This is a genomic window from Tomitella gaofuii (assembly GCF_014126825.1).
Taxonomy (GTDB): domain Bacteria; phylum Actinomycetota; class Actinomycetes; order Mycobacteriales; family Mycobacteriaceae; genus Tomitella; species Tomitella gaofuii.
This window is the reverse complement of record NZ_CP059900.1, coordinates 3,930,887-3,944,169: the sequence shown is the minus strand read 5'-3', so window position 1 is coordinate 3,944,169 and position 13,283 is coordinate 3,930,887. Positions and strand designations below refer to the sequence as shown.

9 protein-coding genes and 1 pseudogene are annotated in these 13,283 nt (G+C 72.2%); 4 read left to right on the top strand and 6 right to left on the bottom strand.

Annotated features, from left to right (window positions below; all coding sequences use genetic code 11):
• Positions 1 to 82 precede the first annotated feature (82 nt).
• Complete coding sequence (locus tag H4F70_RS18230) at positions 83 to 979, top strand: LysR family transcriptional regulator (protein ID WP_182358239.1); 897 nt, start codon at positions 83 to 85, stop codon at positions 977 to 979.
• 166 nt (positions 980 to 1,145) lie between these two features.
• Positions 1,146 to 1,418, top strand: coding sequence for a hypothetical protein (locus H4F70_RS18225; RefSeq protein WP_182358238.1), 273 nt, complete (start codon positions 1,146 to 1,148; stop codon positions 1,416 to 1,418).
• 63 nt (positions 1,419 to 1,481) lie between these two features.
• Here H4F70_RS18225 and H4F70_RS18220 read toward each other — a convergent pair whose 3' ends face one another.
• The 5 genes from H4F70_RS18220 to H4F70_RS21015 all read right to left on the bottom strand — a co-directional run bounded on the left by H4F70_RS18220 (position 1,482) and on the right by H4F70_RS21015 (position 5,895).
• Complete coding sequence (locus H4F70_RS18220; RefSeq protein WP_182358237.1) at positions 1,482 to 1,928, bottom strand: helix-turn-helix domain-containing protein; 447 nt, start codon at positions 1,926 to 1,928, stop codon at positions 1,482 to 1,484.
• A 96-nt stretch (positions 1,929 to 2,024) separates the two neighbouring features.
• On the bottom strand, positions 2,025 to 2,525 hold the full coding sequence (locus H4F70_RS18215; protein WP_182358236.1) for a nitroreductase family deazaflavin-dependent oxidoreductase: 501 nt from the start codon (positions 2,523 to 2,525) through the stop codon (positions 2,025 to 2,027).
• Between the two features lie 75 nt (positions 2,526 to 2,600).
• Entirely contained in the window at positions 2,601 to 3,455 is an 855-nt protein-coding gene (locus H4F70_RS18210; RefSeq protein ID WP_182360516.1) for a shikimate 5-dehydrogenase, read from the bottom strand.
• Between the two features lie 14 nt (positions 3,456 to 3,469).
• Positions 3,470 to 5,488, bottom strand: coding sequence for a M13 family metallopeptidase (locus H4F70_RS18205; RefSeq protein WP_182358235.1), 2,019 nt, complete (start codon positions 5,486 to 5,488; stop codon positions 3,470 to 3,472).
• 59 nt (positions 5,489 to 5,547) lie between these two features.
• Positions 5,548 to 5,895 (bottom strand): peptidase associated/transthyretin-like domain-containing protein, encoded by a 348-nt coding sequence (locus tag H4F70_RS21015; RefSeq protein ID WP_182358234.1) that lies wholly within the window; start codon positions 5,893 to 5,895, stop codon positions 5,548 to 5,550.
• 315 nt (positions 5,896 to 6,210) lie between these two features.
• Between H4F70_RS21015 and H4F70_RS21010 the strand changes: the two genes are divergently transcribed.
• Complete coding sequence (locus tag H4F70_RS21010) at positions 6,211 to 6,426, top strand: hypothetical protein (protein WP_182358233.1); 216 nt, start codon at positions 6,211 to 6,213, stop codon at positions 6,424 to 6,426.
• A gap of 318 nt (positions 6,427 to 6,744) precedes the next feature.
• Complete coding sequence (locus H4F70_RS18190) at positions 6,745 to 7,341, top strand: hypothetical protein (RefSeq protein WP_182358232.1); 597 nt, start codon at positions 6,745 to 6,747, stop codon at positions 7,339 to 7,341.
• A gap of 53 nt (positions 7,342 to 7,394) precedes the next feature.
• Here H4F70_RS18190 and H4F70_RS18185 read toward each other — a convergent pair.
• Positions 7,395 to 13,029 (bottom strand): annotated as a pseudogene (locus H4F70_RS18185) (ATP-binding protein).
• Positions 13,030 to 13,283 lie beyond the last annotated feature (254 nt).

Below are 13,283 nucleotides of genomic sequence, written 5' to 3'. Positions count from 1 at the left end.
AATGATGTCGCCGTGAACAATCCAGCACAAGTGACGTGTTTTCACCGATTTGCATCAATAACTGTCATGTATCATCGATCACATGCTGAACGTGGAACGGTTGCGGGCGTTGTGCAGCGTGGCAGACCTGGGATCGCTGGCGGCGGCGGCCGATGCGCTGCACGTCTCGGCGTCGGGGGTCTCCCAGCAGCTCGGGCGGCTGGAGAAGGAACTGGGCGTGGCGGTGGTCGAGCGGCAGGGGCGCGGGGTGCGGCTCACCGACGCCGGCGCACTGCTGGCACGCCGAGGGCACCGGATCCTGTCGCTGCTGGAGCGGGCGGAATCCGAGGTGGCCTCGATGCACGGCGACGTGGTGGGCGCGCTGCGGTTGGGGGCGTTCGTCTCCGCCAGCCGCACCGTGCTCCCGCGAGCCGTCGCGTCGCTCCAGGCGCACCACCCGCACCTGGAGGTCACGCTCGCGGAGGGGGAGGCGGAGTGGCTGATACCGCACGTGCTGCGCAGGCAGCTGGACCTCGCCGTGGTGGACAGCTGGTCCACGCTTCCGCTGGAGATCCCGCAGGACGTCTCCATCCACTTCCTGCACCGCGATGTGGCGGACCTGGCGCTGCCCGCCGACCATCCACTGGCGGAGCGGACGGTGGTGCGCCTGGCCGACCTTTCCGGGGTGCCATGGGCCGCCTGGAGTGAGGGGACGGGATTCCACGATTGGCTGGTGCAATCGTTGCGCGGCCAGGGCGTCGAGCCGCGGATCGACTTCCGGGTGGCCGAGTTCGCGACGCACCTGGAGTTCGTGGCGCGCGGGCTGGCGGCGGCGCTCATCCCCCGCCTGGCACACCTGCCGACCCCCGAGGGCGTCCGCGTGGTGCATACGGAGCCGGAGCTCTACCGCGAGGTGTTCGCGCTGTCGCGACGCGACAACGACCGGCCGACCGTGCGGGCAGGGATCGCCGCACTGCAGGACGCCTTCGTCGAGACGTGATCCATCCCGCGCGACCCGGATGGGAGCGGGTGCGGGCCGGGGCCGGGACACGCGGGGCGGCGAGGCCGATGCGCGTTAGCAGTCAGTATGCTAATCTGTTAACCATGCGGCGGAGGGCCGCGCTACCGCGCGCGACCTACCGCGTCACCTGAGCTGAGGAGCACCCATGGCAGACACCGGCAAGAACACCACCGTCATCGACGGCTCCGTCGACTCCGATGCGAACGTCGCCGGCCGCATCGTGTCCGTCGTCAAGCAGGCGGGGCTCTACGGCGTGGAGACCTACGAGAAGTCGCTCGAGCGCAGCTTCGGGTTCCAGAAGAAGATCGCGGGCATCACCGGCGTCAAGCCGTACGGCACGCTCGTCGAGACGCAGGAGAAGGTGGTCATGGGCGTGAGCGGCGCTGCCACCAACCTGCTGCGCGGGGTCCTTTCCTGACGCACCCCTGAGCTGGCGCTGCACCGGCGCGGGGCCCGCGATCATCGCGGGTGCCGCGCCGGTTCAGTCGTCTCCGGATGCGGCACCGTCGCGTGCGGTGGCGGCCTTCGCGGGGAAGCCGACGTCGCCGGCGTCCCGTCCGGTGCCGCGGCCGCGGCGGCGATTCTCGACGGTGACGTGCCGGAACGTCGAGTACATCTCCTCGAGCGTGGCGCGCTGGGCGTGCGTGAGGTCGGGGTCGCGCCGGATCGCCGCCACCACCTCGGGCTGGCCCTCGGGGTCGGAGGGGCGGGCCGTGCTGAACAGCAGCTCCGAGGACAACTTGAGGTTCTCGGCGATGGCCTCGAGCACCTTGTCGCTGGGCGCGCGCAGGTTCCGCTCGATCTGCGAAAGATACGGGTTGGAAATGCCCACCATCTCCGCCAGGCGGCGCATGGGAAGCGAGGCCATCTCGCGCTGGGTGCGGATGAGCTCGCCCAGGGTAGGGCGTCGTTTGTCCCCTTCTGCCATGCCCCGATGATAATCGGCCGGGGCGCCGCGCGGCCCGATGCGGCCGCTCGGCGGCGCGGCCCGTTCGATCGGTGCGAGCCGAGCGGGCGGTGCGGATCAGTTGGGCGGGGCCGTCTCGTCCAACACCAGGACGGCGACGCGGCCGGCGACCATGCGCACCGGCCGCGGCAGGTCACTGCCGGCGCCGTCGGTGACGATGCGGGGGTGCGTCAGCTCGACGATCTTGCCGCGGCGCCGCATCCGGCAGCCCTGTGCCGCGACGACGTTGCGCACCCAGTCCGCCCGCGCACCGTACGGGAGGGCCACGCTGACCGACCCGTGGTGGCGAAACGCCAGCACCGGCGTCTCGTAGGACCGCCCGCTGCGGCGGCCGACATGCAGGATCACCGCCCATGGTGGCAGATACGGCGCCCACGCGCCCTGGATCCGGTTGGTGAACCGCCGGTTCACCCGGGGCAGCCAGTGCGGGGCGACGACGGGGGTGGCGGGCGGCGTCGGACGCGCGGCCGCCCCGCCATGTTCGGCGCCGGTGCCGTCCTGCTTGCCGCGGTCCGTGTCGCTGCCGTCCTGCTCATCGTCGCGCGGCGTGTCGACCATTGCCCGCTCCTTTCACGCCGGTCCGCTCGGCGTCCGCCTGCAGGAGCGAGCCCGTCGCACGGTGCACCGCCAGGATCACGTGCGGCGCGAGTACTCCCGCGCGCGGCGTACCTGCTCGTCGCCTGGGCGGATGCCCGTGTACAGCCGGAACTGCTCGGCCGCCTGCAGCGCCATCACCGCGTCGCCTGTGACCGTTTCCGCGCCGCACCGCTCGGCCAGCGCGATCAGCGGGGTGCGCGGCGGCGACGCCACCACGTCCACCACGGTATGCGCGGCCGACACCGCGGCGCGTGGGAATGCCGGATCCTGCGCAGCCCCGTCCGCCGCGGCCATGCCGATGGGCGTGGCGTTGACGAGCACGTCCGCCCGGTGCTCGTCGCTGTCGGGGATCCATCGGGCGGAAAAGCGCGCGGCCAGCGCCCGGCCCGTCCCCTCGTTGCGAGCGGCGATGACGACGTCGTCGAACCCGGCGCGGCGCAGCGCCGCCACCACGGCCGCCGCCATGCCCCCGCTGCCCGCGACGAGCGCGCTGCGTCCGGCGCCGTCGGGCAGCAGCGCCTGCACGGCGAGCACGTCGGTGTTGTAGCCGGTGAGCCTGCCGTCGTCGTTGACGATGGTGTTCACCGCACCGATCGCCCCGGCCGACGCGTGCACCTGGTCGAGCATCGGCAGGACGTCCTGCTTGTAGGGCATCGACACCCCGCACCCGCGGATGCCGAGCGCGCGGATCCCCGTCACGGCGCCGGCGAGGTCGCCCGTCGTGAACGCTTTGTAGACGAAGTTCAGCCCCAGCTCCGCATAGAGGAAGTTGTGGAACCGGGTGCCGACGTCGCTGGGCCGCGCCGCCAGCGAGATGCACAGACGCGTGTGGCGGTCGAGCCTGTGCACGCCCGGATCGGCGGGCGGCGGCGGGGCGTGCCCGCCGGGCATGCCGTCCGGGCCGCTCACCAGATGCCGACCCGCTCGTCCGGCGGCAGGTACAGCGCGTCGTCCTCGGACACCCCGAACGCCTCGTAGAACGCGTCGATGTTGCGGATCACGCCGTTGCAGCGCAGGTCCGGCGGCGAGTGCGGGTCGATGGTCAGGCGGCGGATCGCCTCGGAATCGCGGACCTTGGTGCGCCACACCTGCGCCCAGCCGAAGAACACGCGCTGCACTCCGGTGAGCCCGTCGATCTCCGGGGCCGCGCCGCCCGTGCGCTCGAGGGCGATCCGGTAGGCGGCCAGCGCGATGGACAGCCCGCCGAGGTCGCCGATGTTCTCGCCGATCGTCAGCTCGCCGTTGACTTTGTGCTCGGGCAGGCCGCGCGGCGACAGTTTGCCGTACTGCTCGATCAGCGCCCGGGTGCGCACGCCGAACTCGGCGCGGTCGTCGTCGGTCCACCAGTCGACCAGGTTGCCGTCGCCGTCGTACTTCGCGCCCTGGTCGTCGAAGCCGTGGCCGATCTCGTGCCCGATCACCGCGCCGATGCCACCGTAGTTGGCGGCGTCGTCGGCGTCCGGGTCGAAGAACGGCGGCTGGAGGATGGCTGCGGGGAAGACGATCTCATTCATGCCCGGGTTGTAGTAGGCGTTGACCGTCTGCGGCGTCATGAACCACTCGTCCCGGTCCACCGGCCCGCCCAGCTTGTCCAGCTCGCGGCGCGACTCGGCCAGGTTGCCGCTGCGCACGTTGCCGAGCAGGTCGTCGGCCGTCACCGTCACCGCGGAGTAGTCGCGCCACCGGGCCGGATACCCGATCTTGGGCGTGAACTTCTCCAGCTTGGCCAGCGCCTTACCGCGTGTAGCCGGTGTCATCCACTCCAGCTCGGCGATGTTGCGGCGGTAGGCCTCCAGCAGGTCCTCGACGAGAACCTGCATGCGCTCCTTGGCCCGCGGGGGGAAGTGGCGCTCCACGTACAGCCGCCCCACGGCCTCGCCCATCAGCTCCTCGACCAGGGATACCGCGCGCTTCCACCGGTCGCGCAGTTCCTCGGCGCCGGTGAGGGTGCGGCCGTAGAAGTCGAAGTTCTCGTCGACGACCTCGTCGGTCAGATATGGCGCCCGCGCGTGGGCCAGCTGCCAGAGCGCCCACTCGCGCCACTGTTCCAGCGGGCGCTGCGACCACAGCTCGGCCAGCCCTGCGAGGAAGCTCGGCTGCCGGACGATGAGCTGCTCGGGATGCGCCGCGGCGTCCGCCCCGGCGGCCTCGACGGTCGCGGCCAGCCACTGCTGCCAGGGGAAGCCCGGGTGCTGCGCGGCCAGCTCGGCGACGGAGGACGCGTTGTAGGTGAGGTCGGCATCCCGGTTGCGCACGCGGTCCCAATGTGCGGCCGCGATCGCCGTTTCGAGGTCGACGATGCGCGCGGCGGCGGCCGCCGCGTCGGTGCCGGCGGCGAGACCCGTCAACTCCAGCATCCGGCCGACGTGCGCGGTGTACGCGGCACGGGTCTCGGCATGCTCGTCGCCCCGGTAGTACGACTCGTCCGGCAGGCCGAGCCCCGACTGGTTGAGGTGCAGCAGGTACCGGCTCGAATCCTTGGCGTCGGTGTCGACGAAGAGGCCGACGACGCCGCGCACGCCGCCGGCCTGCAGGCGCGCGACGGCCACGGCCAACTCGGTGGGGGTGGCCGCGGAGCGGATCCCGGCGGCCTCCTGCGCCAGCGGGGCCGTTCCGGCGCGCGCGACGGCGTCGGAATCCATGAAGCTGCGGTAGATGTCGCCGATCTTGCGCTGGTCCGAGTCCTCGGCGCCGGCGCGCGCCGCCGCCACGGCCTCCTCGATGATGACGCGCACGTCCTTCTCGGCCTGGTCGTAGAGGGTGCGGAACGCCCCGTCCACGGCGCGGTCTGCCGGGATCGTGTGCTCGTCCAGCCACGTGCCGTTGACGTGGGCGAACAAGTCGTCCTGGGGGCGCACGTCCGGGTTCCGGAACGACAGGTCGATGCCCGACGGGCGGTCTGCGGGGCGCTGCGAATCGCTCATGGGACCCATACTTCCATCGGGGCGGCGGATCGCGCACGGGCGGCGCGCGTGACGCCGGCTCAGGTGTCGATGCCGAGGTTCAGCGCCGTGAGCATGGTGCCGTCGGACCGCCTGCTCACGGACAGCCCGGTGGGGTCGTAGATCGCGTCCGTGCCGTTGCGGGTGTCGCGCTCACCGCGCAGCGAGTACGGCGCGGTGTCGCTGTAGACGGCGTCGGTGAGGCCGTCGTCGAAGTACAGCTGCGTGGTGAGCACGGTCTTCCTGTCGATGTGCACCTTGATGTGCACGTGCACGGCCCGCCCGCTGTACCAGCCGGGGAAGATCGAGGTGAACCGGACGACGCCGTCCGCGTCCGTCACCTGGGCGCCGCGCAGAAACGTGGCGGTGCCCGACGGCGTCGACTCCACATCGCCTGCGCTGTAGCTCCCGTCCGAGGTCTCGCCCGAGGTGGGCGCGCCGCTGGAGTCGAAGGCGGGCGGGCCGGGCGGCGCTCCGGACGGCCCGGGGCCCGCACCCTCGCCTCCCGTGGCGGTCCCGGGGGAGCGCCGGAGCCCGGCGCGCCGAACCCGTTGCGAAACCCCGAGTACACGCCCATAGCGTCGCAGTGCCAGACCTCGACCACGGCGTTCGCGACCCCGCCGGACGCCGGGTCGGCGGTGCACTGGGCGAGGTCCTGCACCCGCAGCGCGAGCTCCATCGGCATCCCGGTGCGGTCCTCGCGGATGTCGCTGCGGATCGCGTCGACGTCGAACCAGTACGGCCCCTGCGTCTCCTCGGTGGTCATCACGCACTGCGGCGCGGAGGCGAGCATCGCCGTCAGCTGTTCATCGATGCCGCCTGTGGCCGCGCCGGACGGTGCGGGGGCCGTGGCATCGGCCTGGGGCGCAGTCTGCGAGCCGCACGCCGCGAGCAGGCCCGTCGCCCCGAGCAGCCGCTGAGCCCGAGCGCGCGGGCCGGGTGAACCGCGCACCCGGCGCGGTTGAGCGGGGGTCCACCCCGCGGCGGTGATGGCCGGGCTTCGGCATCGGCACTCCTTCCGGTCCGTCGCCGCGCGCCGACTCCGGGACCGGGGGCGGCGATGTTCCCCGTGAAACATCGAGGCGGGCGCTCTGTGCACGCGAGTCGCCGAGCCCGGTCCTGCGGCGTATGCGGCCGATGCCGGAACGATAACGCGGGGAATTCGCAACCGACTGTGCGCAGGCTGTGAGCAACCTGTGAGAAAAGCGGTTCCGGCAGACTTCTGACAGACTGCAGCGATGATCGTCCCCGCGGTGTTCGACGCCGTGCAGTACTCGTACTCGCTGCCCCCGGCCGTGGGTGAGCGCGTGTGCTGGGAACTGGTCTGGAATGAGTCGATGGGACGGTGGTGGAGCGCGCTGCAGCCGGGGTGGCGCATCACCACGGCATTGCGGCCCGCGGACGAGGATCCGGTGATGATGCTGGGTGGCCGCGACATGCAGGAGCGCGTCGCGGTGCAACCGTCGATCGCGTCCAGCGGCGGCCTGCGGGTCCGGTATGAGACGGCGGCCCCCGTCCCCCTGTCGTTGACGATGCACGGCGCGGTGCGGGTGCTGGCCACGACGAACCCCCGGCCGGGCAGGCGTGACGCACTCCCACCGACCCCCGGGTTCGCGACGTTCGGCGAGGTGACGCGGCTGCGCCTCGTGTCGATGCTCATCGACTGGGAGCTCAAGCGCGAGGGCTGGATCCGGATGGAGCCGGCGCCGGGCGCGGAATGGATCTATGAGCTCGCGGAGCCGCCGCCGACACTGCATCACTATCGGCCCCCCGGCGAAGACACCTCGGCCGTGCGGAACGAGGTGCTGCTGGTCGACCTTGCGGTGCCCGACTGACGGCAACGGCCCCGGGAACCGAGGTCCCCGGGGCCGCCGCTATGCGGACGCCGCTACTGCTCGCCGGCCCGCTTCATGCCGCGTTCGACGGCCGCGATGAGTTGCGGCCGCAGCTGCTCGGCGGTGACGATGGTGTGCACCGAGCCCACCTCGCGGGCCCGCTCGATGTTGTGCACGGCCTCGAACTCGGAGGCCACCTCGCCGAGCTTGGCGGAGCGCACCTCGGCCCAGGCGGCGGACAGCTCGACGCCGATCCGTGCCTGCTCGGCCTCGGTGGTGGCCGATTCCAGCTCGGCCTCCAGCCGGCGCACGGTCTCGTCGGCCTTGGTGCGCTTGTTGACCTCGCGGGTGAACACCACGGCCGCGGCGGGGGCGCCGCCGAGCACCGAAGCGTAGGAGCCCTCGACGGCGAGCACCTCCATGTTGTCGTTCAGCGCGCCGGAGAACACGACGAAGGCACCGCCGTGGTACCGGGAGACCACGCAGAACACGATGGGCCCGTCGAAGTTGACGATGGCCCGGCCGATCTCGGCGCCGTACTGCAGCTGCAGGTTGCGCAGCGACTCGGGCGAGCCGTCGAATCCGGACAGGTTGGCCAGCACGACGATGGGCCGCACGCCCGACGCCGCGTTGATGGCGCGCGCCGTCTTCCACGAAGAGGCGGGGAACAGGGTGCCGGCGGTCCAGGTGTCGGGCCCGTCGGCGGGGAACCAGCCCTTGCGGGGGATGGCCCGCGACTCGATGCCGATCACGCTCACCGGGTTGCCGTCGAGGTGTGCGTCGAACACGACGGACGTGTCGGCGTCCTTCATGTCGGCCCAGCGTTCGAGCGGCGCGTGGTCCTGGTCGACGACGGCGCGCATGACCGTGCGGATGTCGAACGGCTTCTTGCGCTCGAGGTTCTTCTCTGCGGAGAAGATCTCGCCGACGGTGGCGAAGTCGCTGCCCGGGTGCACGTGCGGATAGCTGCGCACGTCGCGGTCCGCCGGGTCGGTGCTGGCGGCGCGCCGGGGGAAGCGTTCGCCGGGCGCGGTGTAGGAGTGCGCGTAGTGGGCGGCGAGCACCTCGCAGGCCGCGCTGAGGTTGGGCGCCCAGTACTGGGCCTGGCCGTTGGGCCCCATCACGCGGTCGTAGCCGCCGATGCCGAAGTTGTCCTCGGCGGACACGCCGCCGGAGTAGTCCAGCGACTGCTTGCCGGTGAGCACCATGGCGCTGTCCGGGGTCATCACCAGGATGCCCTTGGTGTGCATGAGCATCGTGGCCTCGGCGTTCCAGTACGGCTGGGCGCCCACGTTGATGCCGGCGACGACGACGTTGATCTCGCCGCCGTTCTGGGTGAAGGTGACGATCTTGCGCAGCGCCCGCGACACCCAGTCCATGTTCTCGGTGCCCGAGTCCATGGCGATCGTGGCGCCGGAGGACAGGGTGAACCACTCGACGGGGGCGCCCAGTTCCTCGGCGAGTGTCAGCGCCGCGACCACGCGGGCGCATTCGGCCTCCGCGACGGTGCCGAGTGCCCGGGTGGGGTCGCCGAACAGGGCGACACGCCGGACGCCCTCCGGGTACCGCGCGGTGGGGGTGGTGACGACGCCGGTGATGACGCCGGCCTTGTTCTCGCCGTACGGGCGGTCCACGGGCACCAGCGTGAGCGTGCCGTCGTCGGCCAGGTCGTGTTCGACGAAGCTGCCGTCGGGGCCGGTGAGCAGCGGGATCAGCTCGTACGGGTACACCGTGCCGCGCGCCCGGGAGCGCTGCACCTTCTGGGTGTAGGAGGACACCGGCTGCATGGGCGCGGCGGGCGGCTCGGTGATGGACATGACCACGCCCGCGCCGGAACGGTAGGAGAACCGGACGGCGACGTCGCGCGTTCCGGCCTGCCCGGCGCCGGCGTCGGTGGCGTCGCTGATCGACGCCATGAGGATGATCTGCTCGATGCCCGCGCCCTGGGTGATGGGCGCGATGTTGCGGGCGATCTTCTCGATGCGGTCGGGGGCCAGGGTGATGGTGGGCCAGATGTAGAGGACCACGCGGTTGGCGTCGAGCCGGCGCTTGCCGGCCCGCGCGCCCTGAGCCCGGCGGATGCCGTCCAGGCACGCGGTGAGCGTGCGCTCGATCTCCGGCATGCCGACGACCTCGCCGGCGGCGTCGAGCTCGGGCGTGGCGTCGCGGACCTCGGCGAGGGCGATGAGCCGCTCGTCGCTGGGGTTCTCGCGCCCCTCCAGGTGGTACAGGTAGGTCCCGGGGGCGGCGGCCATGCGAGTGCCCACGAAGTTCTTCAGCCGCCACAGGTCCAGCCGCTGCGCCGTGAGCGGGTGCAGGTCGCGGATGACGGCCTCCTCCTGCGGGGCGCCGTCGGCGTCGGGGCGGAACGTGTACTGGTGGTTGGGGCCCGCGTCGGAGCACACGGTGAAGGTGACGCGCCGGCAGTCGCCGGTGGTCCGCCGCGACGCCAGCAGGCCGCGGAGCTCCTCGCCCACGGCGTCCGGATCGGTGATGGGCTCCGGCCAGGTGAGGTAGAGGTCGGTGACGAGGGTGTCCGTGCGGGCGCCGTCCTCGCCGTCCTGGTACATCCCGGCGGTGATCCCGTCGACCTCGTCGAGCAGCTCGGTGATCGTGTCGTGCGAGCCGAGCGCCGACACCAGACGCAGGGTGTCGCCCTGCAGCGTGTAGGAGCCGGTGACGAAGTGGTGGCTGCCGCGGCTGGTGAGCTCCACCCCGGTCAGGTGGCGGATGTCGTAGTAGCGCCGGGTGATGACGTCGAGCAGCGGGCCGGCCTCGGCGGCGTCGCGCGCCACGTGCGCGGCGAGCAGGTCCGTCAGCGGCTCGGGCGTGGAGATCAGGCGCGCGATGCGGCGGGTGTAGTCGGTGGCGCGCGGGTTCTCCGCGAGCCGGGCGAGCACGCCGCGGATGCGGTCGAACGAATCCTGCCGGGTCTGCGCGATGCGCGGCTGGTCGTACAGCCGGAACCGCAGGTTGCGCGCCGCGTCGCCGATGACGGGGTAGCGCAGCTGCGTGGCGACGATGAGGCGGTCGAGCACCTCGGCCAGCTGCTCGGGCGCGGTGGCGGCAGCGTCCGCGTCGGCCGGGGCCAGCGGGTCGGCGGCGTCGTGGGCGGCGCCCGAATCGGCCGGGCGGGCCGAACCCGCGGCGTCGCTGAGCCAGCGCTCGAGCAGCGCCGCGACCACCGGGATCTGGTTCTCGGTGCGCTGCAGCGAGAGGAACACGCGGTAGACGGCCTCTTCGAGGGTCTGCCCCTGGCGGTCGGACGCGTCGCTTTCGACCTCCTTGGGCGTCACGCCGTAGTGGCGCAGCGCGCGGGCCAGGTTGTCCTGGAACGACGGGGGCAGGCCCTCGCGCTCGGCGTCCAGCGAGTACAGGAACGTGTGGAAGTGCTCGCGGGGGCTGTGGACCGACTCGTCGCCGGACTCCTCCTCGTAGGTGGGCCGGTTGCGGGACAGTTCGCACACGTCGGCGAACGTGGTGAGCAGGTTGAGCTCCGCGTCGACGATGGCGGAGTCGTCGGCGGCCAGCCCCGCGCGCAGCCGCTGGTACTCGTCCAGCAGCGCCTGCGCGCGTTCGCCGGGCACGTCGTAGCCGGTGATCATCGAGGCCATGACATCGATGAGGTGCAGGGCGCGTTCGCGGGGGTCGTGCGCGGCGGAGTCGACGGCGGACGGGGTGAACGCGATGCGCGGGGCCGCGGCGGCCGCAGCGCCCTCCTCGCCTTCCGGTTCGATGCGGATCAGGGGCGCGCCGGCGTCGACCTGCGAGTTGACGGTGGCGACGACCTCGCCGACGCGACCGGCGATGGGCGCGCGCACGGAAGTCTCCATCTTCATCGCCTCGAGGACGACGAGCTGGTCGCCGGCCTCGACCAGGTCGCCCGCCGCGACGGGCACGGCGACGACGACGGCCGGCGCGGGCGCGCGGACGACGCCGGCTTCGTCCTGGCTGATCTGGTGGCTGACGCCGTCGACCTCCACGAGGTACTGGGCGGGCCCGGCCACGGTGACCACCTGGTGGCGGCGTCCGTGCACGTCCAGACGCGACTCGTAGAGCCCCAGCCGGTCCACACCCACCTCGACCTCGCCGTGTTCGCCCTCGATCAGGTAGGTGCGCGGGCTGATCTGGCCGACGGTGAGCTTGTAGCCGGCCCCCAGGTAGCTCAGCTCCACGGTGCGGCCGATGGTGTGCGAGGCGCGGGGGCGGCCGCCGCGGGCCGACGACAGGAAGTTGGTGCGCTCGACGGACTCCTCGACGTCGTAGGCGTGCACGGCGGCGGCGAGCAGCGCCACCTCGGCGGTCGCGCCGGGCTCGCCGCCCACGCCGGCGCCTGTCTTGTCCAGCCAGCCGGTGTCGGCCGCGCCGCTGAGCAGGTCGGGCTCGTCGAGCAGGGCCAGCAGGAACGACTTGGTGGTGGTGCCGCCGTCGAGGACCACCGTGGTCTCGCGCAGCGCGGTGCGCAGGCGTGCGAGGGCCTCGTCGCGGTCGTGTCCCCAGGCGATGATCTTGGCGACCATCGAATCGTAGTCGGGCGGGATGACGTCGCCCTGGGCGATGCCGGTGTCCACGCGCAGGCCGGATCCCAGCGGGAACTTGCACAGCTTGACCGTGCCGGGTGCGGGGGCGAAGCCGTTCTCCGCGTCCTCCGCGTTGAGCCGGGCCTCGACGGCGTGCCCGAACTCGGGCGGGCAGTCGCCTTCGAGCGGCTCGCCCGCGGCGGTGAGGATCTGCATCTTGACCAGGTCGAGGCCGGTGGTGATCTCGGTGATCGGGTGCTCCACCTGCAGGCGGGTGTTCACCTCGAGGAACGTGAAGATCTGCTGGCTGGGCTGGTAGAGGTACTCGACGGTGGCCGCGCCGTGGTAGCCGGCGGCGTGGACGAGGTCGGCGGACACCGTGCGCAGGTGGTCCTTCTGCTCCTCGGTCATGAGCACCGAGCTGGATTCCTCGATGACCTTCTGGTTGCGGCGCTGGATGGAAGCAGTCGCGCACGCCCGGCGCCCACACGGACCCGTGCTTGTCCGCGATCACCTGCACCTCGACGTGGCGGGCGTCGGTGACCAGGCGCTCGATGAACACGACCGGGTCGCCGAAGGACCGCTCTGCCTCGCCCTGGGTGCGCTCGAGGGCCAGCTCCAGCTCGTCCTCGGCGTAGACCTTGCGGATGCCGCGGCCGCCGCCGCCGCTGCGCGCCTTGATGATCAGCGGGTAGCCGATGGCCTGGGCGTGACGGCGGGCGTCCGCGCGCGTGTCGACGGGGCCGCCGCTCCACGGGGCGACGGGGACGCCGACCTTCTCGGCGAGCAGCTTGGCCTCGACCTTGTCGCCGAGGAGCTTCATCGCCTCCGGCGAAGGGCCGATGAACGTGATGCCCATGGACCGGACCAGCTCGGCGAAGGCCGGGTCCTCGGCGACGAAGCCCCAGCCCACCCAGACGGCGTCGGCCCCGCAGCGGCGCAGCGCGTCGGCGAGGGCCTCGTGGTCCAGGTAGGCGTTGCCGGTGCCGGTGGGGCGGATGCAGACGGCGTCGTCCGCCTGGCGGACGAACATCGCGCGGCGCTCGGCGTCGGTGTGCATGGCGATCGACTGGATGCCGTAACCGTGCTCGGCGTTGAGCTCGCGCACGGCGCGGATGAGGCGTACTGCAGACTCGCCTCGGTTCACTACCGCAATCCGCTTGAACATCGTCGTCATCTGAACCATCGCTCTCGTCGTCGCCCTGTCCTGGTCCCGCATGGCGGGTGTGCTGTGCCCGTCCCCGTCGGCGTCCCCCGCCGTGTTCCGCAGGATCGCCTGCGGGCCCGCCGGTGGCCGCACCCCCGGCGGTCCGCGCGCTCCCGCCATTGTCGGGGATCCGCCCGCCGTCGACGGCGTATCGGCCCCCGCAGGGGCCCCGGGCGGGCCAGAGAGCCGGTGCGCCCGGGCACCGCGATGCGGCC